Raw genomic sequence first — 22,625 nt, 5'->3', positions numbered from 1 at the left:
TGGCCTCTTCGCGAGCAAGCTCGCTCCCACATTGGATCTGTGGCGTTCACAAACCCTGTGGGAGCGAGCTTGCTCGCGAAGACGTCCGAATAGACACCCAGGATTTCAACGGTTGTTCCCCGGAGAACCGCAATGACCGACACCCCGCTGTCCCCCGCAGAATTCGAAGCGGCCCTGCGCGCCAAGGGCGCCTACTACCACATTTACCACCCCTACCATGTGGCGATGTACGAAGGCCGCGCCACCCGCGAGCAGATTCAGGGCTGGGTCGCCAACCGCTTCTACTATCAGGTGAACATTCCCCTGAAAGACGCGGCGATCCTCGCCAACTGCCCGGACCGCGAAATCCGCCGCGAGTGGATTCAGCGCCTGCTCGACCACGACGGCGCGCCCGGTGAAGACGGTGGCATTGAAGCCTGGCTGCGTCTCGGCCAGGCTGTCGGCCTCGACCCGGATCAATTGCGTTCCCAGGAGCTGGTGTTGCCCGGTGTGCGTTTCGCCGTCGATGCCTACGTCAACTTCGCTCGGCGCGCCAGTTGGCAGGAAGCCGCCAGCAGTTCGCTGACCGAACTGTTCGCGCCGCAGATCCACCAGTCACGCCTGGACAGTTGGCCGCAGCATTACCCGTGGATCGACCCGGCCGGTTATGAATATTTCCGCACCCGCCTCGGTCAGGCGCGCCGCGATGTCGAGCATGGGCTGGCAATCACCCTTGAGCACTACAAGACTCGCGAAGGGCAGGAGCGCATGCTGGAAATTCTCCAGTTCAAACTGGACATTCTTTGGAGCATGCTCGATGCCATGAGCATGGCCTACGAACTGAACCGTCCGCCGTACCACAGCGTGACCGAACAACGGGTCTGGCATAAAGGAATCACCTTATGAGTTTCGATCGCAGCAAAGTGCCGAACTGGCGCCCAGGCTACCGCTTTCAGTACGAACCGGCGCAAAAGGGCCATGTGTTGCTGTACCCGGAAGGCATGATCAAGCTCAACGAGACGGCCGCGCTGATCGGCGGCTTGATTGATGGCGAACGCGATGTCGCGGCGATCATTGCCAGACTCGACGAGCAGTTCCCCGGTGTGCCCGAACTCGGTGACGACGTCGAACAATTCATGGAGGTTGCCCGTGAGCAACACTGGCTCAGCCTTGCCTGATCTGCCGGCGAAACCTGAAGTCGGCCTGCCGCTGTGGCTGCTCGCCGAGCTGACCTACCGTTGTCCGTTGCAATGCCCGTATTGCTCGAACCCACTGGATTTCGCCAAGCAGGGCAAAGAGCTGACCACCGAACAGTGGATCAAGGTGTTCCGCGAAGCGCGGGAAATGGGCGCGGCGCAACTGGGCTTTTCCGGCGGCGAACCGTTGGTGCGCCAGGATCTCGCCGAACTGATTCATGAAGCGCGGCAGTTGGGCTTCTACACCAACCTGATCACCTCCGGCATCGGTCTGACCGAGCAGAAGATCAGCGACTTCAAAAAGGCTGGACTCGACCACATCCAGATCAGTTTCCAGGCCAGTGACGAGCAAGTGAACAACCTGCTCGCCGGCTCGAAAAAGGCCTTTGCGCAGAAGCTGGAAATGGCTCGTGCGGTGAAGGCCCACGGCTACCCGATGGTGCTGAACTTCGTTACCCACCGGCACAACATCGACAAGATCGACCGCATCATCGAGCTGTGCATTGCGCTGGAGGCCGACTTCGTCGAACTCGCCACTTGCCAGTTCTACGGCTGGGCACAGCTCAACCGTGTCGGTCTGTTGCCGACCAAGGAACAACTGGTGCGCGCCGAACGCATCACCAACGAATACCGAGCCAAACTGGAAGCGGAAGGGCATCCGTGCAAGCTGATTTTCGTCACCCCCGACTACTACGAAGAACGCCCGAAAGCCTGCATGAACGGTTGGGGTAGCATCTTTCTGACGGTGACTCCGGACGGCACGGCCCTGCCCTGCCATGGCGCCCGCCAGATGCCGGTGCAGTTTCCCAACGTGCGCGATCACAGCATGCAGCACATCTGGTACGACTCGTTCGGCTTCAATCGTTTTCGCGGTTACGACTGGATGCCCGAGCCGTGCCGCTCTTGCGACGAGAAAGAAAAAGACTTCGGCGGCTGCCGCTGCCAAGCGTTCATGCTCACTGGCGACGCGAGTAATGCCGACCCGGTGTGCAGCAAGTCCGAACATCACGGCGTGATTCTCAAGGCCCGCGAAGAAGCCGAGACCGCCACTCAAACCATCGAACAATTGGCCTTTCGCAATGAACGAAACTCACGCCTCATCGCCAAGGGCTGAGCCTTTCAGCGCCGCCCAGGCCGTCGCCGCCGGGACCGACTTCGCCGAACTGCAGCTCGGCGTCCACGGTCTGTTCTGGAATGAATATCGCCCAGAGGATGCCGCCTGCCGAATCTGGCATTGGCGCGGGGGCGTGGCGAAACGTCTGACGCCGGATGGCTTCAGCGTGCGTAGCCGCGTGTACGAATATGGTGGTGGCGCGTTTTGTCTGACACCTGACGGGGTAGTTTTCGTCAATGAAGCGGATCAGCAGATGTATCGGCAGGCGCTGGATGGCGCGCCGGTCTTGCTGACGTCGACTGACTGCCGCTATGGCGATCTGCAATTTGCCGGTGGCCGGGTGTTGGCAGTTGAAGAGCAGCAGGATCGGCATCGCCTGGTGGCAATTGATCTGGCGAGCGGTACGCGACAGGTGCTGGCCGAGGGTGCGGATTTTTATGCGTCGCCAACGTTGAGCCCGGACGGCCAGCGGTTGGCATGGATCGAGTGGAGCCGACCGCATCAGCCGTGGACGTCGACGCGGTTGATGGTTGCGGAAGGTGATTTTTCTGCGCCTCGTTGTGTGGCTGGCAACGATATCGAAGAGTCAATCCAGCAGCCGCGCTTCGATGCCGATGGCCGTTTGTATTGCCTGACGGATCGTGGCGGTTACTGGCAGCCGTGGGTTGAAACGTCCCGAGGCTTGCAAGCGCTGCCCGGTGCCGAGGCCGATCACGCGCCCGCGCCCTGGCAATTGGGCGGCTGCACTTGGCTGCCTGTCGGTGATCAATTCTTAGCCAGCTGGAGCGAGGATGGTTTCGGTCGCCTGACCCTTGGCGATGAAGATTTCAGCGGCGACTACAGCCGCTTCCGCCATTTGGCGATGGATCAACAATTCATCTATTGCATCGCTGCATCGCCGACCAGCCCGTCGGCAGTGATCGCCATTGATCGTGTCTCTCATGCCGTGAAAATCCTCGCTGGCGGCGTGGCTCCATTGCCTGCCGAACGCATCAGCCGTCCGCAAACCTTGCGTTATCCGAGCGGCTCCGGCGAGGCGCACGGTTTCTTCTACCCGGCCATGAGCGGTGAAGCGAAACCGCCGCTGGTGGTGTTTATCCACGGTGGCCCGACGTCGGCGTGCTATCCGATGCTCGACCCGCGCATCCAGTACTGGACGCAGCGCGGCTTCGCTGTCGCCGACCTCAACTATCGCGGCAGCAGTGGCTATGGTCGTGAATATCGTCAAGCGCTGCATTTGCGCTGGGGCGAGGTGGATGTCGAGGATGCCTGCGCGGTGGTCAGCCACCTCGCTGACCAAGGTTTGATCGATGGTGACCGCGCGTTCATTCGCGGCGGCAGCGCGGGCGGGTACACGACACTGTGCGCGCTGGCGTTCAGACAAGTCTTCCGCGCAGGCGCCAGCCTCTATGGCGTCAGCGACCCGGTGGCTTTGGCGCGGGCCACGCACAAGTTTGAGGGCGATTATCTAGACTGGCTGATCGGCGATCCCGAGCTGGATGCCGAACGCTATGCCTCCCGCACGCCATTGCTGCACGCAGACAATATTCGCGTGCCGGTGATTTTCTTCCAGGGTGAACTGGACGCGGTGGTCGTGCCGCAACAGACCCGCGACATGGTTGCGGCGCTGGAGCACAACGGCATCCCGGTAGAAGCGTATTACTACCCTGACGAACGCCACGGCTTTCGTCGCGCGGCCAACCAGGCGCATGCACTGGAGCAGGAGTGGACGTTTTATCGGCGGGTGATGGGACTGGCTGACTGAAAACCGTGTCGTCCCGTTCGCGAGCAGGCTCGCTCCCACAGGGGACTTGTGTACAACACAGATCCAGTGTGGGAGCGAGCCTGCTCGCGAAAGCTATCTAAGTTGCGCTACTGGACTCAACGCTTGGCGATGATATACACCGCATGCACGATCCCCGGAATGTAGCCGCACAGCGTCAGCAGAATGTTCAGCCAGAACGCCCCGCCAAATCCGACCTGCAGAAACACGCCCAGTGGCGGCAACAGAATAGCGATGATGATGCGAATGAAATCCATGGGGCAGCTCCTGAATGGGGGTTGGCTCACTTGAGCCATACAAGCTAATCGACCTGCGCCGTTCGTCAGGGTTCACTACGGTTGCTATTTGATCGCCAGCACCACAAAAAAACGCCCCACGCTAAAAGAATCAGGCGTGGGGCGTGCGTTATACCGCGAGACGGTTCGGGTATTTCAATTCAGACGGCAATGCCCTTGCGGCATTGCAACTGGGCAGTGCGCACTCGCGAGAAGGCGCGGCCCAGACGCAGGAGCATTTCGTCGATGTTGGCTTTGCTGACAGTGAGGGCCGGGGTGAAACGCAGGCAGTCGGGTTGCACGGCGTTGAGTATCAGGCCCTCGTGCAGCGCAGCGTGGACGACGGCGTCGGCGCACTCTGTCGATAACGTCAGCCCATAGAACAGGCCCTGGCCGCGCAACTCACCATGGCCGTAGCGGTACGCCAGCCGCGCAAGGCCTTCGCGCAGATGCTGGCCGTTGTCGCTGACCTGCTGGAGGAAGCTGCGGTCGTGCACGCTGTCGAGCACCACCAGACCGGCCGCGGTCATTAGTGCGTTACCGTGATGAGTGCCGCCCAATTCGCCAACGCCGAAACAGCAGGCCGTGCCCCGCGCCAGCAAAGCCGCCAATGGCAATCCGCCGCCAAGACCTTTGCCGAGCACAACGATATCGGCGCGAATGCCGTAGGACTGTTCAGCGAGCAAGGTGCCGCAGCGGCCGATGCCGGTCTGCACTTCGTCGAGAATCAGCAGAATGCCCAGGTCACGACACAGTCGCTCGACGCCTTTGAGATAGTGCCCGGCCGCGGGAATAACCCCGGCATCGCTCTGGATCGGCTCAAGCATGATCGCAACGGTCTGCGCGTCGACCGCCGCGTGCAGGGCCGGCAAGTCGTTGAATGGCACTCTATCGATCGTCGACAGACTGCGGCCATGGCAGCCCTGCTGCGCCACGATGATCCGCGAAGCGCCGCCACGATGCAGTTGCCCCCATCTGCGCGCCAGTTCGATTGCCGCCGCACAGGCTTCGCTGCCACTGTTGAGTAGATAAGCCTGATCGCTGTGGGTGCTGGCACACAGACGCTCGGCGAGGCTGAGCATGCCGCGATTGTGCAGAGTGAAGCCAGGATTGATCAGCGCCTGGGCCTGATTGGCGATAGCTTTGACCAATGCCGTGGGACTGTGACCAAGGCTGTTGGCGCCGCCGGCCTGGGAAAAGTCGAGGTACGCGCGGTCATTGTTGTCCCATAGCCAGGAACCCTGGCCTCGGATGAACACCTGTTGCGGCCGCGCAACATTGGGCATCAGGCGTTCGGCATTGAGACGATCGGCCATTGCGGATGGTCGCGGCTCGAACATGAGGTCATCGAGACTCGGCTTCTGGCGCCGCAAATTGAACAGATTCATCCGTAAAAACCTGCTTGGAGGTATTTTGAACTGCCTATGCAAAAACCAGCGGAGCACATGTTTTTCATCACGCCTTCCGGCCCTGCAAGCCTTGCGAATGCGGTTAGACTAAGCGCGCGGGCGGCTACCGGCCATTTCGATTTCCAAGCTATTTCGATAAGCATCACTTATGGATTTCAAACATCTGCGTTATTTCGTCGCGGTCTACGAAGAAGGACACGTCGGCCGTGCGGCTGAGCGTTTGTCGATCTCGCAACCAGCGCTGTCGCAGCAGATTCGTCAGCTTGAGCAGAACCTTGACGTAACGTTGTTCGAACGCAGCAGCAAACGCTTGCTGCCGACCCTCGCTGCGCACACTTTGTACAACCACGCGTTACCGCTGCTCGATGGTTTGCAACGAGCACGCGAGGCCTTGGGTAATTTCAAGGGGCAGGCGTTGCGCACCCTGGCGATCGGCGTGCTGCAAACGGTGCACACCAGCCTCGTGCCGCAAATGCTCGAGCGTGTGCGCAAGGCGCAGCCGCATCTGGTGGTGCAGATCTATGAGCTGACCGGGCTGGAAATCGAGCGACGTCTGCTCAATGGTTCGCTGGACATTGGCATCAGCTATCTGCCGCCGCGCCAACCTGGGCTGCATGGCGTGTTGCTGTACGAGGATGAACTGACGCTGGTCATCCCGGCGGATCATCCCTTGCGTGATTTCAAGAAAGTCTCGATGCGCCAGGCCGCTGAGCTGCCAATGTTGCTGCTCGGCGAAGAGTTCCAGATCCGGCAGATCTGGCAGGCACAATTGGCCAGCCTCGGACGTCGCCCACAGGTGCAGGCCGAGTTGAACAATATGCTGGGGATTCTCGACAGCCTGCCGCACACCAAGCTGGCGACGGTGCTGCCGGGGCGCTCGCAAAAGGAATACGACGATGAGGATCTGCTGTGGAAACCGCTGAGCGAGCCACGCGTTCCGTTGAAAGTCGGCCTGGTGTGCCGCGATGTACAACGCCAGCAGGCTTCGTTAGCTCTTTTGCGGACATTGCTTGAAGAAGTCATCGACCGCGAAGTGCAACGGCCGCTGGATCCGCTGGGCTGAAAACTTTTCTTCAGGCAAAAGAAAACCCCGCCGAAGCGGGGCTTTGCAGACTGTTTCCCTGACATCCATTTCACTCCGCCACCCTGGCAGAATCCTACGTGTCCGTGTTATTTACTTTGCGCTTCCTGCGCGACGTCCATGAAATGTAGATTAGCCGTGGATCCAATGTACGCATATGGGAGAACAGCAGCACGTCACGTAAGCAAATGCTTACATGACGCGCGCGGGATCAGAACTGTGCAGCATCGAGCAGGAAAAGCGACTCGCTACCGGCCTTGACCGACGCGCTCAGCGAATGAATACGCGGCAGCAGGCGGGCGAAATAGAAGCGTGCGGTGCCCAGTTTGCTCGCATAGAAATCATCTTGCGTCTCCTTGCCCAGCGCGGCTTTGGCCATCAATGCCCACATGTAGGCATAGGCCGTGTAGCCGAAAGCTTGCAAATATTCGACCGAGGCCGCGCCGATTTCGTTCGGATTGTTTTTCGCCCGATCCAGCAGCCACGCGGTCAGCTCGTCGAGGGTGTCGACGGCATCGTTCAGCGGCTTGGTGAACTCGCTCAGATCGGCACTGGCGGTTGCGGTGAAATGGCGGATTTCATCAGCAAACAACTGGTAGAACGCGCCGCCGCTGCCAACGATCTTGCGCCCGACCAGATCCAGCGCCTGAATGCCGTTGGTGCCTTCGTAGATCTGGGTGATGCGGACGTCACGCACCAGTTGTTCCTGGCCCCACTCGCGGATGTAGCCGTGGCCACCGAAGATCTGCTGGCCGTGGACGGTGGTTTCCAGACCCAGGTCGGTCAGAAAGGCTTTCGCCACCGGCGTCAGCAACGCCACCAGGTCTTCCGCACGCTTGCGGGTGGTCGCATCCTCGCTGAACTTGGCGGTGTCCAATTGCATCGCCACATAAGTGGAGAACGCACGGCCGCCTTCGTTCGAGGCTTTCATGGTCAGCAGCATGCGCCGAACGTCCGGGTGGACGATAATCGGGTCAGCGACTTTGTCCTTGTTCTGCGCACCGGTCGGCGAACGACTCTGCAGACGGTCGCGCGCGTATTCGACGGCATTCTGATAGGAGCGCTCGCCTGTGGCCAGGCCCTGAATACCGACGCCCAGACGCTCGTAGTTCATCATGGTGAACATCGCCGCCAGGCCTTTGTTCGGCTCACCGACCAGATAGCCGACCGCTTCGTCGAAGTTCATCACGCAGGTCGCTGAGGCCTGGATGCCCATCTTGTGTTCGATCGAACCGCAGTTGGCCGGGTTGCGCGCGCCAAGACTGCCATCGGCATTGACCATGAACTTCGGCACCAGGAACAGCGAAATGCCTTTCGGCCCTGCCGGGGCGTCAGGCAGCTTGGCCAGTACCAGGTGAATGATGTTTTCGGTGAGGTCGTGCTCGCCACCGGTGATGAAGATCTTGGTGCCGCTGACCTTGTAGGAACCGTCGGCCTGAGGTTCGGCTTTGGTGCGAATGATCCCCAGATCGGTGCCGGCGTGCGGCTCGGTCAGGCACATGGAGCCGGCCCAGATGCCGGCGTACATGTTCGGCAGGTACGCGGCTTTCAGCTCTTCGCTGGCATGGGCGTTGATCGACAGGCAGGCACCGGCGGTCAGCATCGGGTACAGACCGAACGCCAGGCTGGCGGAGTTGACCATTTCTTCGACCTGCGCCGACACGGCTTTGGGCATGCCCATGCCACCGTAGGCCGGATCACCGCCGACGCCGACCCAACCGCCTTCAGCATAAGTCTGATAAGCCTGTGGGAAACCGGCCGGCGTAGTGACGGCACCGTCCGCCCAATGGCAACCTTCTTCGTCAGCGGCACGGCTCAGCGGCGCGATGCTTTTGCTGGTGACCTTGCCGGCCTCTTCGAGAATCGCTTCAACGGTTTCGGCGTCGACGGTCTCGGCCAGCGCCGGCAGCTCCGCCCAGAGTTTGGCGACTTCGAACACTTCATTGAGGACGAAGCGCATATCGCGCAGCGGCGCTTTGTAGTCAGCCATGGCAAACCTCGCAAGATCTAAACAGGTGGTTCGTGGAATGATGTTTTCGTTGATCCGGAGTGTACCTCAACAACTTTTGCGACACATAGGGTCAACCGGTGACTGATTTGTTATTTTTAGTCACTTCAAAAAGATCGCAGCCTTCAGCGGCTCCTACAGATAAAACGCGATCCCCTGTAGGAGCTGCCGCAGGCTGCGACCTTTTGCTTTAAAGCGCAAACGACTCCGCCGGCAAAGTCATCAAGCAATCACTCCCCGCCTCGATCGCCAACTGATGCGCAGCCGTACGCGGCAACAAGCGCTTGAAATAGAACTCGCACGTCGCCAGTTTGCCCTTGAGAAAATCAGCCTCACCCTCGCCTGCGTCCAGCTGTGCCTGCGCGACCAACGCCATGCGCAACCACAGGTAGCCAAGGATGATGTAGCCGCTGTACATCAGATAATCCACCGACGCAGCGCCGACTTCGTCCGGGTTCTTCATGGCCGCCATGCCGACCTTCATGGTCAGGTCGCCCCACTGTTGATTGAGCCCGTTGAGTTGCGCGACGAAGCTGCCCAACTGCGCATGGTCGGCGTTCGCTGCGCAGAACTTGTGGACGATTTTGGTGAAGCCGCGCAGCAGCTTGCCCTGACTGCCCAGCACTTTGCGCCCGAGCAGGTCGAGCGCTTGAATGCCGTTGGTGCCTTCGTAGATCGGCGCAATCCGGCAATCCCGCACCAGTTGCTCCATGCCCCACTCACGAATGAAACCGTGGCCGCCAAACACCTGCATACCGTGATTGGTCACCTCCAGACCGGTGTCGGTCATGAACGCCTTGCAGATCGGCGTGAGGAACGCCAACAGGTCTTCGGCCTCCTGGCACGCACCGGAATCGCTGCTCAGGTGCGCAACATCAAGCATCTGCGCGGTGAAATAGGTCAGCGCGCGGTTGCCCTCGTTGAAGGCTTTCATGGTCAGCAACATACGCCGTACGTCCGGGTGGACGATGATCGGGTCGGCAGGTTTTTCCGGGGCTTTGGCACCGGTCAACGCGCGCATCTGCAGGCGGTCATTGGCGTATTTGACGGCGCCCTGAAAACTCGCCTCGCCCAGACACAGGCCCTGCATGCCGGTGCCCAGCCGCGCGTGGTTCATCATGGTGAACATGCAGTTGAGGCCCTTGTTCGGCTCGCCGATCAAGTAACCGGTAGCGGCATCGAAATTCAGCACGCAGGTGGCCGACGCTTTGATGCCCATTTTGTGCTCGATCGAGCCGCAGGAAACGCCGTTGCGCTCGCCTGCTTCGCCTGCTGCATCAGGGAGGAACTTGGGCACGATAAACAGGGAAATGCCCTTGGTTCCGGCCGGTGCATCCGGCAGCTTGGCCAGCACCAGGTGGATGATGTTGTCGCTCAGGTCATGCTCGCCGGCGGAAATGAAAATCTTGCTGCCGGTGATCGCGTAGCTGCCGTCGGCCCGGGGCACCGCGCGGGTCTTGATGATGCCCAGATCGGTGCCGCAGTGGGCTTCGGTCAGGCACATGGTGCCAGTCCACTGGCCAGCGGTGAGTTTGCTCAGGTAGGTGTCTTTCTGCTCGGCGGTGCCGTGGGCGTGGATCGCCGACATCGCGCCGTGGGTCAGGCCCGGGTACATGCCCCAGGACGTGTTGCTGGAGCCGACCATCTCGCTGATCACCAGCCCCAGCGAGCTCGGCAGGCCTTGGCCGCCGTAAGCCGGATCGGCCGCCAATCCGTGCCAGCCGCCCTCGACATATTGTGCGAAGGCTTGCTTGAAGCCTGTAGGCGTTGTCACCACACCGCTGTCGAAATGGCAGCCCTCTTCGTCGCCGCTGCGATTGAGCGGGGCCAGTACGTTTTCGCAGAACTTCGCGCCTTCCTCGAGGATGGCGCTGATCATGTCCGGGCTGGCGTCATGCGCGCCGAGCTTGGCGTAGCTGGTGTGGAAGTCGAAGACGTGATCGATCAGAAAGCGCATGTCGCGCAGGGGAGCTTTGTACTCGGGCATGGTGGCTTCTCCGTCAGCAGATGCCACCAACCTACTGCCGGCCACCCCGCCCCGACAATCACTGTGCGGGCGCTGAATGCGCCGTCATCACTCAACCCGCAGCGGTGTCCATGCGCACCGCGCCGCGGCGGTTCTGCCCGAATGCCATGACGCAGTTACGCCCGGCGCCCTTGGCGCTGTATAACGCCTGGTCGGCGGACTTGAGCACTTCTTCCGGGGTGCGCTGCTCCACGCGTTCGGCGACGCCGATACTCACCGTCACCGACACGGCCGAGGCGCCAGAACCGCTGCGCCGCTGGCGCCCTTGCTGATCATCCTGCGGACGGTTTTCCTGGTTGCGCAACTGAATGCTGTAGGACGCAATCGATTCACGAATCACTTCCAGGTGCGGCATGCATTCCTCAAGGGTTTTGCCTGCAAACACCAAGGCAAATTCCTCACCCCCATAGCGATACGCCCTACCGCCACCGCTGATTTTCGACAGTTTGCTGGCGACCAGGCGCAGCACCTGGTCACCGACATCGTGGCCATGGGTGTCGTTGAATTTCTTGAAGTGATCGACGTCGCTCATCGCCAGCACGTAGTTGCGCCCCAGGCGTTGCATGCGTTCGTTGAGCGCGCGTCGACCCGGCAGACCGGTGAGTTCGTCGCGGAAGGCCATTTGATAGGCCTCATGCGCAACCGCTGCGGCGATCATCAGCATTACTTGGCTGCACATGATGTTCAGGGTGAACGGCAGAATGAAGGTCTTCGGCAGCATCCAGAATACCCCGAGCAACCCGACCAGTTGCGCCGCGTGCAACGGACGCGGGTTGCGCCAGTATTGCCAGGCCAGCAGCAGAAAAGCCGAGATGAACACCGGGTAGGACAACTGGATCAGACTCATCCACGCGCCATGCAGCGCCGGCCAGCGGATCTCCGACAGCCACAGCAGCAGCGCTTGTGGATAACTTTGTTCCAGGCCCAGCGCCACACTGCCAAACGCCAGCAGCACAGCGAACCGCGCGACCATGTCCTGAAACAGATGGGTACGCTCCTGCCATGCCGCGAACAGCCCGAACAATAACGGCAGGAGCAGGCAGACCAGATGGAACACCACTGCAGCGTCTTCGCGCACTTTGCCGTTGTCGCGGTAAAAGTCGGTCTGGGTGTCGAGCAGAAAATAGGCGATGTACACCGTCAGCATCAGAAACAGTTCGCGCTGACGCCGGTACACCGCGCAATACGCCCCGCCGAGCAGAAGGACCAGGGTCGGCAAAACGTTGAACAGGGATGTGAAGAACACGCTGAGGTCTTTGACGTACGCAGCCGCCAGCCCCGCAAGCAATAACAGCAGTGATGGCAGGAAATGGCTGAAACGTACAGCGGAAGAACGCGGCAAGGGTAAGCTCCGACCCGTCATAGCAAAGAGATGGCATTGTGCCTGCAAAGTGCGGCCAAGCCCACACAATGTGATCCAGATCACACACTGTCTCTGTAACGGCCGGAAGACCGACTATCTGAGCGGTTCGCCAACAAAAAAACCGCTGCCCCCTAATGGAAGCAGCGGTTTTCGGCAGACTGCGGTGAGGCTTAGTAGCCCAGTGCGAAGTCTTCTTCTTTCATGTCCATCAGGTTGCCAGCGCCCGACAGCATAGTGGCCACGTGTGTACGGGTACGCGGCAGGATGCGCTGGAAGTAGAAGCGCGCGGTTTGCAGCTTGGCGGTATAGAACGCCTCGTCGCTGGTGCCGGCAGCCAGTTTTTCCGCAGCCAGACGCGCCATGTCCGCCCAGAAGTAGGCAAGGCAGGCATAACCGGAGTACATCAGGTAATCCACGGAGGCAGCGCCGACTTCTTCGCGATCTTTCATGGCAGCCATACCAACCTTCATGGTCAGCTCGCCCCATTCCTTGTTCAGTGCAGCCAGCGGCGCGACGAATTCCTGGACGGCTTCGTTGCCTTCGTTGGTCTGGCAGAACTTGTGGACGATCTTGGTGAAGCCTTTCAAAGCCTCGCCTTGAGTCATCAGCACTTTACGGCCGAGCAGGTCGAGGGCCTGGATACCGGTGGTGCCTTCGTACAGCATCGAAATGCGGCTGTCGCGAACGTTCTGCTCCATGCCCCACTCGGCGATGAAGCCGTGGCCGCCGTAGATCTGCACGCCGTGGTTGGCGGCTTCGAAACCGACTTCGGTCATGAACGCTTTGGCGATCGGGGTCATGAACGCCAGCAGTGCGTCGGCCTTCTTCTTCTCTTCTTCATCGACGCCGTATTTGACGATGTCGACCTGTTTGGCGGTGAAATAAACCATCGCGCGGTTGCCTTCGGCGAACGCCTTCATGGTCAACAGCATGCGGCGCACGTCCGGGTGAACGATGATCGGGTCAGCCGCTTTGTCCGGCGCTTTCGGGCCAGTCAGCGAACGCATTTGCAGGCGATCGCGAGCGTATTTCAGACCGCCCTGGAAGCCGATTTCGGCGTGGGCCAGACCTTGCAGCGCGGTGCCCAGACGAGCGGTGTTCATAAAGGTGAACATGCAGTTCAGACCTTTGTTCGCCGGGCCGATCAGGTAGCCGGTGGCGCCGTCGAAGTTCATCACGCAGGTGGCGTTGCCGTGGATGCCCATCTTGTGTTCCAGCGAACCGCAGCTCACTGCGTTGCGTGCGCCGATGGTGCCATCGGCGTTCGGCAGGAATTTCGGCACGATGAACAGCGAGATGCCTTTGGTGCCAGCCGGTGCATCCGGCAGGCGCGCCAAAACGATGTGGACGATGTTGTCGGCCATGTCGTGCTCACCGGCCGAGATGAAGATCTTGGTCCCGGAGACTTTGTAGGAGCCGTCGGCCTGAGGCTCGGCCTTGGTGCGCAGCATGCCCAGGTCGGTGCCGCAGTGCGGTTCGGTAAGGCACATGGTGCCGGTCCATTCGCCGGAGACCAGTTTGGTCAGATAGGCTTCCTGCTGCTCAGGGGTGCCGTGCTCGGAGATGGTGTTCATCGCGCCGTGCGACAGGCCTGGGTACATGCCCCACGACCAGTTGGCTTCACCAACCATTTCGCTGACTGCCAGGCCCAGCGACTCCGGCAGGCCCTGACCGCCGTGCTCAACGTCGTGCGCCAGGCTTGGCCAGCCGCCTTCGACGAATTGCTTGTACGCCTCTTTGAAGCCAGTCGGGGTTTTCACGCCGGACTCGCTCCAGGTGCAGCCTTCCAGATCGCCCACGCGGTTCAGCGGTGCCAGTACCTGCTCACAAAACTTGGCGCCTTCCTCGAGGATGGCGTCAACCATGTCCGGCGTGGCGTCTGCGCACGCTGGCAGGCTCTGATAGTGCGCTTCGTAGCCGAGCAGCTCGTCACGAACGAAGCGAATATCACGCAAGGGGGCCTTGTAGTCAGGCATAGCGATAAACCTCTGCTGATGTAACCGGGAATGAACGACCGTGTTGAGTTGTTGTGACGGTCAAACAGTTGTTTGAAACATACGTTTACGCCGAAATCTTGTCAAGCGTCGATCTTTTGCCGTTCGTCATCATGTTTCCTCCATACCCGCACCTGCGCAGCATTGTCCGCCAGGGTCATTCGATTGGCTCGCAAGGACTGCAGCACTGTCATTTCTGACAGGTGCGCAAAAAAACGCGTTTGTATGAAATGACCGGAGTAGCAGAGAGCCGGACGAATTTCCGAAAACCGCGTATTTGGAGTGAAGAGCTATGAACCAGCAATCAGATAACAACCAATCGTCTCAGTCAGCAGGATATCCCGACTACAGCTTTGGCTACGGCGGTCATATTTCCATTGGGGGAGCAGGCACTGCCAACGCAATCGCGTCTGACAAGGGCGGCAATCTTTATGTAGCTTACGAGATAGACAAAAGCATGCGACTGGCTCGCTACCTCGTCGATGGGGCCAGGGACGAGGCATTCCAGGAAACGACGTGGCAATATGACCAACACGATGAAACGCGCCCCACGCGCCTTCTGCTGGAAGCCAGCGGAAAAATCATCGTGATCGGAGAATCTTTCAAGAACAACTTAACCCGCCCCGCAGTCACCCGCTTCAATGCCAACGGTAGCCCGGACCTCGTTTTTGGCAACCAGGTCATGTCCATTGACGCAGAAACAGGTATCAATTATTTCAAATACAAACGGGTAGATGGATGCCTGCAAAAGGATGGAAAAATCCTTATTGCCGCGACCTTCGTCATTGGCTTCGATCAGTTGAACAGATTGTATCGGCTACAAAACAGCGGCCAACCGGACGAAGCTTTTGGCGAGGGTGCCGGGTTCATCGATATCAATCTGCATGATCGCTTGAGTGACGTCTGCAATGTTGCGACGCAGGCCGACGGGAAGATCGTGGTGGCGGGCCAACAGAAAGACAATTTGCTCAGAACAGTCGCGCGCTACCACACGACGGGGGCTCTGGACCTCAGTTTCGGTTCGGGCGGTTATGCCGATATCGAACTGGCGCAGGAACCATTGCCTCGAAAACAAGAGCCCAACGGGTTCTTTAAAAGTTCTGTCAGCCGGATAGTCATCCAGGACGACGATAGAATTTTGATCGCAGGCTTCGGCTATGATGCCAATGAGGTGGAGTGCGGGTTGCTTGCCCGGCTCGAGGCCAACGGCGAAGCGCTGGACCCTGAATTCAACTCAGGTAAACCGCTGCTGTTTTCGCGCTCCCTGAACAGCATCGGGTTCAATTCCATCGCCGTTCAGCCAGACAACAAGATCGTCACGGTGGGCAGTGCCAAGATGGCCAACACCCCGATGGTGGAATATCAGCGATTCAGTAAGAACGGGGTAGACGAACATTTCTGGAGAGGGAATAGCGTAGGCGATTGCATTGACGTGGTCGTTCAACCGAAAGGTCGGGTGGTCGTGGCCGGGAGTAGCGGTATCTCTGCCTCTCCACGCATCAGCGGCTACGTCGGTTCCTGACAAGCGCTGAAATCAATGTCATGCGCCGGTGGCTCATTCACCGGCGCTGTACTGACGGTTCAGGCGTAGGTATCAATCAGCGTACCCAGCACTTCGTCGGACGCCTTGGCCACCTTCACACCCAGCTCCGCGTGGATCCTGCCCTGCGACAGTTCGACGATATTGCTCGCCAGATCCGATTCCTGTGCGCGATCCACTCCACGCAGGCGATTGACCTGCACTTCGGACGACTGGCTGGTCACCGAGCGTTCGATGGTGTTGTTGGCGATCTGGCTGGCAGCCTGATCGACGCGGTTCTGCCCGGACTGAATCGAGCTCAGCCCCGCATAAAAAGCTGTGTTGCCGGAGATTTCCATAGTCGCTCTCATCCCTGCAAAGGATCAATGGTCGCCATTGAAGCAGACGCGCCGGCAAAACACCCGTCAAAAACACTAATGGCACAGTGCCTTTTCATAGTGAAAAACTTAGTCGAGCAAATCCAGCTGCAAATGCTCGGCTACCGCTTCGGCGCTCAGCGCCTTGAGTTTCGGCACGCGGCCCAGGCACGGCGCGGGGATGCGCTCGGCGAGGGTTGCAAGATTTTCCTCCAGCCGCGAAGTCTTCGGATCAATGATATTGGCCACCCAACCTGCCAATTGCAGGCCATCGCGGGCGATCGCCTCGGCAGTCAGCAACGCATGACTGATGCAACCCAAGCGCACGCCGACCACCAGTATCACCGGCAGCTTCAGTGCAATCGCCAGGTCCGACAGATTGTCCTGATCGGCCAACGGCACCCGCCAGCCACCCGCACCTTCGATCAGGGTGAAATCAGCGTTCATTGCGAGGATTGCGCGCATAGGCGCCAGCAGCGATTGCACCGTCAGCGCCACCCCTGCTTCGCGCGCTGCCAGATGCGGAGCGATCGCTGGCTCGAATGCCACCGGGTTGACCTGTTGATAAGTCAGCGGCAACGAACATTCGGCCAGCAGCGCCAACGCATCGGAGTTGCGCAAGCCTTTGGGCGTGATGTCACACCCGGAAGCCACCGGTTTGCCCGCCGCCGTGCTCAAGCCGGCCAACCGCGCCGCATGGAGCAATCCGGCAGCGACGGTGGTCTTGCCCACATCGGTGTCGGTACCGGTGATGAAATAGGCTGCGCTCATAGGGGTTTCTCCAACACGGCGTACACCACCTGATACGTTGCCGGCAGTCCCGACGCCTGACGGAACTGCTCATACGCGTCGATCAGCCCGAGTATCCGCGCCCGCCCGGTCAAACCGCCCGGCCGCCCAGGGTTCAGATTGTGCGCGCCAAGCGCCTTCAGCTCATGAGTCAGGCTGCGCACATCCGGGTAATGCAACATGTGCGGCTGATTCTCCAGCGCCACGACGCGCAAGCCACTGCCAGCACATAACTGTTCATAGCGGGCGAACTCGCGGAAGCGATTGACGTGCACCAGCCCGTCGACCTGCCGCCAACTTTCCCGCAATTCGAACAGCGTCCCTGTACACAGACTAGCAAACGCAAAAATCCCGCCCGGTTTCAGCACGCGAAAAGCCTCGCGCAGCACCGCGTCAAAATCGGCGCACCACTGCACGGCGAGGCTGGAGAAAATCAGGTCCAAACTGGCATCCTGCAACGGCAGCCGCTCGGCATCGCCCGCGATGAAATGCTCAGCGCCACCCAGCGGCCGTGCGTGATTGAGCATGCCCTCGGCGATGTCCAGCGCGACACCGCTGCTCTGGGTAAAACGCGAGGCCAGCGCCCGGGTGAAATAGCCGGTCCCGCAACCGAGATCGAGCCACCGCGACGGCATGAAACTCGCCGGTAAACGCTCGATCAGCTGCGTGCCGACGTCGCGTTGCAACTCGGCGACGCTGTCGTAACTGGCCGCTGCACGGGAAAAAGACGCCGCCACCTGGCGCTTGTCGGGCAAGCCTTGAGGCAGCACAAGGGACAGATCAGTCATCAGCGCACTCATGAAGAAACGCCAGGATCGCGCCCGCGATTCCGTGCGGGTCTTCCAGCAGAAAAGCATGGCTGGCCTGTTCGATCAGACCAATTTCGATATCCGGCAATTGCGCGAATAACGCGCCGGCCGCCTCCGCCGGGACCAGCGCGTCCTGTCCGCCGAACAGATGAAACTGCGGGCCGCGAAACGCCTGCAACGCCTGACGCGTGTCCAGTTGCGCGAGCAATTCCAGCCCCGCCATCAGCGCGGTCGGCGCGGTGGCTGGCGCGCCACCCAGCAGCAAGCGCGACAAGCCACGCGGATCTGGCGAACCTTGCGCACATAACAGAGAGAAGCGCTTGAGCGTGGTACGCGGGTCAGCCTGGCAACCGGCAAGGAATGCATCGAAGGTCTCGCCAGGCATCGCATTCGGCCACTGCTCATGGGCGACAAATGCTGGGTTACTCGCCAGCGTCAGCAGCCCGCAGCACGCCTCGCCGCGGCGTGCCGCCAGCTTGCTGGCGAGCATGCCGCCCAGCGACCAGCCACCGAGCCAGACTTCCTGAGCAATGCTTGCATCGAGTTCGTCGAGCCAGTCTTCAAGGTTGGCGGAACCCAGCTCCGGCAGCGGCTCGATCTCGACCTGCAGATGTTCGTCAAGGCCACGCAATGCCGCCGCCAGCGGTTCCAGCGGCGATACGCCGAGGCCCCAGCCGGGCAGCAGAATCAGACGATTACGCATGGCTTGGCTCCAATGACAATCGGGCGAAACAATCTGCCAACCCCTCCAGCAACTGTTGCACCTGTGCCTCGCTGTGGGCGGCGGTCAGAGTTACACGCAATCGCGCGCTGCCGGCGGGAACAGTCGGCGGACGGATCGCCGTGACCATCAGCCCGCGCTCGCGCAGCATCTGCGACAACCGCACGGCGCGCCCGGCATCGCCGATCAGGATCGGCTGGATCGGCGTGAAGCTGTCCATCAGCTCCAGCCCGATCTGCTCGGCGCCGTGGCGGAACTGGCGGATCAGCGTCTGCAAATGCTCACGGCGCCAGTGTTCTCTGCGCAGCAGCTCGAGGCTTTTCAGCGTCGCGCAGGCCAGCGCCGGTGGTTGGCTGGTGGTGTAGATGTACGGGCGGGCGAACTGGATCAGGCTTTCGATCAACTCTTCGCTGCCGGCGACAAATGCCCCAGCGGTGCCGAAAGCTTTGCCGAGGGTGCCGACCAGCACCGGCACATCGTCCGGGCTCAAGCCGAAATGCTCGACGATGCCTCCACCGTTGGCGCCCAACGGGCCGAAGCCATGGGCGTCATCAACCATCAGCCATGCGCCTTTGGCCTTGGCCTCGCGGGCCAGCGCCGGCAGGTCGGCGATGTCACCGTCCATGCTGAACACGCCGTCGGTGACCACCAGCGTGTTGCCAGTGGCTTTCTCCAGTCGTTTGCCCAGGCTTTCGGCGTCGTTGTGCTGGTAGCGATTGAAACGCGCGCCGGACAACAGGCCCGCGTCCAGCAAAGAAGCGTGATTGAGCCGGTCTTCGAGCACCGTATCGCCCTGCCCTACCAGCGCGGTGACCGCGCCGAGGTTGGCCATGTAGCCGGTGGTGAACAGCAGCGCACGCGGCCGGCCGGTCAGATCGGCGAGTGCTTCCTCCAGCGCGTGATGCGGGCTGCTGTGGCCGATGACCAGATGCGACGCGCCACCACCGACGCCCCAACGCTCAGCGCCGGCGCGCCAGGCTTCGATCACCTGAGGATGATTGGCCAGGCCCAGATAGTCGTTGTTGCAGAACGCGAGCAGCGGTTGGCCGTCGACTACTACTTGCGGGCCTTGCGGTGATTCGAGCAGCGGGCGCTGGCGGTAGAGGTTGTCGGCACGGCGGGCAGCAAGGCGTGCGGCGAGATCGAAAGACATGCAGGCCTCACATCAGACAAATAACTGGGTAGGAGCTGCCGAAGGCTGCGATCTTTTGATCTTGTTTTAGAAAGTCAAAGTCAAAAGATCGCAGCCTTCGGCAGCTCCTACAGGGTTTTGCATTTCAAGCGATGGTCAGATGGCAGCGTTGTAGAACTGCTCGCTACTCTTCTGCTCCACCAGCGCCTGCTCGATCGCCGCCTGGTGCACTTCATCGGCGTGCTCTTCACGGGCCTCCGGCTGGATACCGAGGCGCGCGAACAACTGCATGTCCTTGTCCGCCTGCGGGTTGGCGGTGGTGAGCAATTTGTCGCCGTAGAAAATCGAGTTGGCGCCAGCGAAAAAGGCCAGGGCCTGCATCTGCTCGTTCATCGCTTCACGCCCGGCGGACAGGCGAACGTGGGATTGCGGCATGAGGATGCGCGCCACCGCGAGCATGCGGATGAAGTCGAACGGGTCGATGTCTTCGGCGTTCTCCAGCGGCGTGCCGGCGACCTTCACCAGCATGTTGATCGGTACCGATTCCGGATGCTCGGGCAGGTTGGCCAACTGGATCAGCAGATTGGCGCGGTCGTCCAGCGATTCGCCCATGCCGAGAATGCCGCCGGAGCAGATTTTCATTCCCGACTCACGCACGTAGGCCAGCGTTTGCAGACGTTCGCTGTAAGTACGCGTGGTGATGATGCTGCCGTAGAACTCCGGCGAGGTGTCGAGGTTGTGGTTGTAGTAATCGAGACCGGCCTTGGCCAGCGCTTCGGTCTGCTCCTGATCGAGACGCCCGAGGGTCATGCAGGTTTCCAGGCCCAGGGCTTTAACGCCTTCAACCATCTTCAACACATACGGCATGTCTTTCGCCGATGGATGCTTCCACGCTGCGCCCATGCAGAACCGCGTCGAACCAATGGCTTTGGCCCGGGCCGCTTCTTCGAGGACCTTCTGCACTTCCATCAGTTTTTCTTTTTCCAGACCGGTGTTGTAGTGCCCGGATTGCGGGCAGTACTTGCAGTCTTCCGGGCAAGCGCCGGTCTTGATCGACAGCAGCGTCGAGACCTGCACGCGGTTGGCGTTGAAATGTGCGCGGTGCACCGTTTGCGCCTGGAACAGCAAGTCGTTGAATGGCTGTACGAAGAGTGCTTTGACTTCGGCCAGAGACCAATCGTGACGCAGGGTGGCGGTGGTGCTCGCGCTCATGGGCAATTCCTTGGTTATGCTTGACCGGCGCCGGGGAAAACGGAATACCCACAGGCGCTACACGGATGTTCGGCATATTTAAGGAAGAGCGATGCGCTGTCAACCACAATACCAAGGTCAGGTTTACATCTGTTTAAAAAACGTACAGGCCTGCTTGTTATGCGACGAGCCGGCAGAAGCAGAAATGCCAATATGCGTGGCCTGCGAAACCGAACTGCCCTGGCTCGGCAGCCACTGCCAGAGCTGCGCTTTGCCGCTGGCTGCCGATGGCCTGACCTGCGGCGAGTGCCTGCTAGAGCCGCCGGCCTTCGAGCAGGTCGCCGTGCCTTGGGTCTATGCATTCCCGGTGGACAGTTTGATCACACGCTTTAAACACAACGCGAAATGGCCGTTTGGTCACCTGCTCGCCGACGTTCTCGGTCAATACCTGCAGCATCGCTTCGAAGAGGACTTACCGCGCCCGGATGTGTTGCTGCCGGTGCCGCTGGCGAATAAACGTCTTCGGCGACGAGGTTTCAATCAGGCGTCGATGCTCGCGCGCTGGTTGAGTGTTTCGCTGGATTTGCCGTGTGAAGAACAGGTACTGCGGCGAATCATGGATACCGATGCCCAGCAAGATCTCGACGCCAAGGCGCGTAAACGCAATCTGCGCAATGCCTTCGCGCTGGCGCCTGAGGCGCAGGTAAGCGGCCGTCATTTCGCGCTGGTTGACGACGTCCTCACCACCGGCGCGACCGCTCAGGCACTGGCGCGATTGTTGATGAACGCAGGTGCGGCGCGGGTCGATGTGTATTGCCTGGCCCGCACGCCGAAACCTGGAACCTGAAGCGAACGCAGATCTCATGTGGGAGCGAGCCTGCTCGCGAATGGGCATCACATTCAACAAAGATGTTGTTGGTCAAACCGCTTTCGCGAGCAGGCTCGCTCCCACAGGGGTTCGGTGTCGGGCTTGACTCGTGCGTTGCAAGTAGCCAACGTCCATTTCATCGCCCGAGCCAGAAGCGTTCTGCCATGTCCCTGCCCTCCCTGCTCTCCCAACACATCGTCCGCCGTCCGCAACGCATCGCCCTGCTGCAACACATCGCCGAGCAGGGCTCGATCACCCGTGCGGCGAAGAGCGCAGGGCTCAGTTACAAGGCGGCGTGGGATGCGATCGATGAGCTGAACAACCTGGCGCAAAAACCCTTGGTCGAGCGCGTGGTGGGCGGCAAGGGTGGCGGTGGCGCCAGGCTGTCCAGCGAGGGCCAACGGGTGCTGCGTCTGTATCAGAAATTGCAGGCGCTGCAGGCACAAGTGCTGGAAGCGGCGGAAGACGCCAGCGATCTGGATCTGCTCGGGCGCCTGATGCTCAGGACCAGCGCGCGCAATCAGTTGCACGGCACGGTCGTGGCGATTCAGGCACAAGGTCGCAACGATCTGATCCGCCTCGAACTGGCCGAAGGCATTGGTCTTGATGCGCAGATTACCCACGACAGCAGCATGCATCTGGAGCTGCAGCCCGGTACTGAAGTCGTGGCGCTGATCAAGGCCGGTTGGCTCGAACTGCTTGGCGCCGAACAGCCTGCAACGCCCGGTCATAATCTTCTCAAAGGCATCATCGAAGCCGTTCTTGACGCCGAGGACGGCCCCAGCGAAGTACGCATTTCCCTGCCCAACGGCCACACTCTTTGCGCCTTGGCCGAACCGCTGCACTTGCGCAATCAGGGCCTCGCCGTGGGGTCTGCGGTGCAGGTGCAATGCGCGCCGTCCAACGTGCTGATCGGCACGCCGCTCTGATTCGCCTCTGCAACGAAAGCGTCATCGACCCGCATTAAGGTGTTGGCCATAAACCAAGCAGG

At 60.5% G+C, this 22,625-nt stretch carries 20 protein-coding genes; 8 read left to right on the top strand and 12 right to left on the bottom strand.

Features of this window, described 5'->3' with window-relative positions; translation table 11 throughout:
* Window positions 1-132 precede the first annotated feature (132 nt).
* From pqqC to AC0Z4S_RS16215, 4 genes are read left to right on the top strand one after another with little or no spacing between them, the layout of a single operon-like run.
* Window positions 133-885, top strand: coding sequence for a pyrroloquinoline-quinone synthase PqqC (gene pqqC / locus AC0Z4S_RS16230; protein WP_042606685.1), 753 nt, complete (start codon window positions 133-135; stop codon window positions 883-885).
* Window positions 882-1,157: a pyrroloquinoline quinone biosynthesis peptide chaperone PqqD gene (pqqD, locus tag AC0Z4S_RS16225; protein ID WP_485623732.1), complete on the top strand. Its 276-nt coding sequence runs from the start codon at window positions 882-884 to the stop codon at window positions 1,155-1,157. The genes pqqC and pqqD overlap by 4 nt, the downstream gene beginning before the upstream one ends.
* Window positions 1,150-2,289: a pyrroloquinoline quinone biosynthesis protein PqqE gene (pqqE, locus tag AC0Z4S_RS16220; RefSeq protein WP_485623773.1), complete on the top strand. Its 1,140-nt coding sequence runs from the start codon at window positions 1,150-1,152 to the stop codon at window positions 2,287-2,289. Before pqqD ends, pqqE begins: the two co-directional genes overlap by 8 nt.
* Window positions 2,255-4,054: an alpha/beta hydrolase family protein gene (locus tag AC0Z4S_RS16215; protein WP_485623731.1), complete on the top strand. Its 1,800-nt coding sequence runs from the start codon at window positions 2,255-2,257 to the stop codon at window positions 4,052-4,054. Before pqqE ends, AC0Z4S_RS16215 begins: the two co-directional genes overlap by 35 nt.
* A 116-nt stretch (window positions 4,055-4,170) precedes the next feature.
* On the opposite strand, the gene AC0Z4S_RS16210 is transcribed toward AC0Z4S_RS16215, so the two are convergent.
* Window positions 4,171-4,329 carry a YqaE/Pmp3 family membrane protein gene (locus AC0Z4S_RS16210; RefSeq protein ID WP_003228885.1) on the bottom strand — a complete coding sequence of 53 codons (159 nt, stop codon included), beginning with the start codon at window positions 4,327-4,329 and terminating at the stop codon, window positions 4,171-4,173.
* Window positions 4,330-4,508: 179 nt separating this feature from the next.
* On the bottom strand, window positions 4,509-5,735 hold the full coding sequence (locus AC0Z4S_RS16205) for an aspartate aminotransferase family protein (protein ID WP_485623730.1): 1,227 nt from the start codon (window positions 5,733-5,735) through the stop codon (window positions 4,509-4,511).
* 169 nt (window positions 5,736-5,904) lie between these two features.
* On the opposite strand from AC0Z4S_RS16205, the gene AC0Z4S_RS16200 reads away from it, so the two are divergent.
* Window positions 5,905-6,819: a LysR family transcriptional regulator gene (locus tag AC0Z4S_RS16200; protein WP_485623729.1), complete on the top strand. Its 915-nt coding sequence runs from the start codon at window positions 5,905-5,907 to the stop codon at window positions 6,817-6,819.
* Window positions 6,820-7,048: 229 nt separating this feature from the next.
* Here AC0Z4S_RS16200 and AC0Z4S_RS16195 read toward each other — a convergent pair whose 3' ends face one another.
* From AC0Z4S_RS16195 to AC0Z4S_RS16180, 4 genes are all read right to left on the bottom strand, one after another.
* Complete coding sequence (locus AC0Z4S_RS16195) at window positions 7,049-8,827, bottom strand: acyl-CoA dehydrogenase C-terminal domain-containing protein (RefSeq protein WP_485623728.1); 1,779 nt, start codon at window positions 8,825-8,827, stop codon at window positions 7,049-7,051.
* A 208-nt stretch (window positions 8,828-9,035) separates the two neighbouring features.
* Complete coding sequence (locus AC0Z4S_RS16190; protein ID WP_485623727.1) at window positions 9,036-10,832, bottom strand: acyl-CoA dehydrogenase C-terminal domain-containing protein; 1,797 nt, start codon at window positions 10,830-10,832, stop codon at window positions 9,036-9,038.
* Window positions 10,833-10,923: 91 nt separating this feature from the next.
* A complete protein-coding gene (locus AC0Z4S_RS16185; protein WP_041476719.1) occupies window positions 10,924-12,213 on the bottom strand; it encodes a GGDEF domain-containing protein in 1,290 nt (429 codons plus the stop codon).
* Between the two features lie 191 nt (window positions 12,214-12,404).
* On the bottom strand, window positions 12,405-14,210 hold the full coding sequence (locus tag AC0Z4S_RS16180) for a phenylacyl-CoA dehydrogenase (protein WP_039757671.1): 1,806 nt from the start codon (window positions 14,208-14,210) through the stop codon (window positions 12,405-12,407).
* Window positions 14,211-14,520: 310 nt separating this feature from the next.
* On the opposite strand from AC0Z4S_RS16180, the gene AC0Z4S_RS16175 reads away from it, so the two are divergent.
* Entirely contained in the window at window positions 14,521-15,750 is a 1,230-nt protein-coding gene (locus tag AC0Z4S_RS16175) for a hypothetical protein (protein ID WP_485623726.1), read from the top strand.
* A gap of 59 nt (window positions 15,751-15,809) precedes the next feature.
* Here AC0Z4S_RS16175 and AC0Z4S_RS16170 read toward each other — a convergent pair whose 3' ends face one another.
* The 6 genes from AC0Z4S_RS16170 to bioB all read right to left on the bottom strand — a co-directional run bounded on the left by AC0Z4S_RS16170 (window position 15,810) and on the right by bioB (window position 20,787).
* Complete coding sequence (locus AC0Z4S_RS16170) at window positions 15,810-16,106, bottom strand: pyrroloquinoline quinone biosynthesis protein PqqE (protein WP_485623725.1); 297 nt, start codon at window positions 16,104-16,106, stop codon at window positions 15,810-15,812.
* Window positions 16,107-16,214: 108 nt separating this feature from the next.
* On the bottom strand, window positions 16,215-16,895 hold the full coding sequence (gene bioD / locus AC0Z4S_RS16165) for a dethiobiotin synthase (RefSeq protein ID WP_485623724.1): 681 nt from the start codon (window positions 16,893-16,895) through the stop codon (window positions 16,215-16,217).
* Entirely contained in the window at window positions 16,892-17,701 is an 810-nt protein-coding gene (bioC, locus tag AC0Z4S_RS16160) for a malonyl-ACP O-methyltransferase BioC (protein WP_485623723.1), read from the bottom strand. The genes bioD and bioC overlap by 4 nt, the downstream gene beginning before the upstream one ends.
* Window positions 17,694-18,425, bottom strand: a complete 732-nt coding sequence (locus AC0Z4S_RS16155; RefSeq protein ID WP_485623722.1) for an alpha/beta fold hydrolase — start codon at window positions 18,423-18,425, stop codon at window positions 17,694-17,696. The genes bioC and AC0Z4S_RS16155 overlap by 8 nt, the downstream gene beginning before the upstream one ends.
* A complete protein-coding gene (gene bioF, locus AC0Z4S_RS16150) occupies window positions 18,418-19,596 on the bottom strand; it encodes an 8-amino-7-oxononanoate synthase (RefSeq protein ID WP_485623721.1) in 1,179 nt (392 codons plus the stop codon). The genes AC0Z4S_RS16155 and bioF overlap by 8 nt, the downstream gene beginning before the upstream one ends.
* Window positions 19,597-19,731: 135 nt before the next feature.
* Window positions 19,732-20,787 (bottom strand): biotin synthase BioB, encoded by a 1,056-nt coding sequence (bioB, locus tag AC0Z4S_RS16145; protein WP_056786610.1) that lies wholly within the window; start codon window positions 20,785-20,787, stop codon window positions 19,732-19,734.
* A 91-nt stretch (window positions 20,788-20,878) separates the two neighbouring features.
* Between bioB and AC0Z4S_RS16140 the strand changes: the two genes are divergently transcribed.
* Window positions 20,879-21,613 carry a ComFC family protein gene (locus AC0Z4S_RS16140; RefSeq protein WP_485623720.1) on the top strand — a complete coding sequence of 245 codons (735 nt, stop codon included), beginning with the start codon at window positions 20,879-20,881 and terminating at the stop codon, window positions 21,611-21,613.
* A gap of 185 nt (window positions 21,614-21,798) precedes the next feature.
* Window positions 21,799-22,563, top strand: coding sequence for a TOBE domain-containing protein (locus AC0Z4S_RS16135; RefSeq protein ID WP_485623719.1), 765 nt, complete (start codon window positions 21,799-21,801; stop codon window positions 22,561-22,563).
* Window positions 22,564-22,625: the final 62 nt, after the last annotated feature.

The organism is Pseudomonas sp. 1L-B-1-E-C1 (assembly GCF_057291835.1).
The sequence above is the reverse complement of the archived record's forward strand: the minus strand, read 5'-3'. Positions and strand labels throughout refer to the sequence as shown.

Coding starts and splice junctions, on each gene's coding strand:
- AC0Z4S_RS16190 (WP_485623727.1), bottom strand. CDS start 10,832: ATGCCCGAGTACAAAGCTCCCCTGCGCGACATGCGCTTTCTGATCGAT.
- AC0Z4S_RS16140 (WP_485623720.1), top strand. CDS start 20,879: ATGCGCTGTCAACCACAATACCAAGGTCAGGTTTACATCTGTTTAAAA.
- bioB (WP_056786610.1), bottom strand. CDS start 20,787: ATGAGCGCGAGCACCACCGCCACCCTGCGTCACGATTGGTCTCTGGCC.
- AC0Z4S_RS16200 (WP_485623729.1), top strand. CDS start 5,905: ATGGATTTCAAACATCTGCGTTATTTCGTCGCGGTCTACGAAGAAGGA.
- pqqD (WP_485623732.1), top strand. CDS start 882: ATGAGTTTCGATCGCAGCAAAGTGCCGAACTGGCGCCCAGGCTACCGC.
- AC0Z4S_RS16155 (WP_485623722.1), bottom strand. CDS start 18,425: ATGCGTAATCGTCTGATTCTGCTGCCCGGCTGGGGCCTCGGCGTATCG.
- AC0Z4S_RS16205 (WP_485623730.1), bottom strand. CDS start 5,735: ATGAATCTGTTCAATTTGCGGCGCCAGAAGCCGAGTCTCGATGACCTC.
- bioC (WP_485623723.1), bottom strand. CDS start 17,701: ATGACTGATCTGTCCCTTGTGCTGCCTCAAGGCTTGCCCGACAAGCGC.
- bioF (WP_485623721.1), bottom strand. CDS start 19,596: ATGTCTTTCGATCTCGCCGCACGCCTTGCTGCCCGCCGTGCCGACAAC.
- AC0Z4S_RS16195 (WP_485623728.1), bottom strand. CDS start 8,827: ATGGCTGACTACAAAGCGCCGCTGCGCGATATGCGCTTCGTCCTCAAT.
- bioD (WP_485623724.1), bottom strand. CDS start 16,895: ATGAGCGCAGCCTATTTCATCACCGGTACCGACACCGATGTGGGCAAG.
- AC0Z4S_RS16170 (WP_485623725.1), bottom strand. CDS start 16,106: ATGGAAATCTCCGGCAACACAGCTTTTTATGCGGGGCTGAGCTCGATT.
- AC0Z4S_RS16180 (WP_039757671.1), bottom strand. CDS start 14,210: ATGCCTGACTACAAGGCCCCCTTGCGTGATATTCGCTTCGTTCGTGAC.
- pqqC (WP_042606685.1), top strand. CDS start 133: ATGACCGACACCCCGCTGTCCCCCGCAGAATTCGAAGCGGCCCTGCGC.
- AC0Z4S_RS16215 (WP_485623731.1), top strand. CDS start 2,255: ATGAACGAAACTCACGCCTCATCGCCAAGGGCTGAGCCTTTCAGCGCC.
- AC0Z4S_RS16210 (WP_003228885.1), bottom strand. CDS start 4,329: ATGGATTTCATTCGCATCATCATCGCTATTCTGTTGCCGCCACTGGGC.
- AC0Z4S_RS16175 (WP_485623726.1), top strand. CDS start 14,521: ATGAACCAGCAATCAGATAACAACCAATCGTCTCAGTCAGCAGGATAT.
- AC0Z4S_RS16135 (WP_485623719.1), top strand. CDS start 21,799: ATGTCCCTGCCCTCCCTGCTCTCCCAACACATCGTCCGCCGTCCGCAA.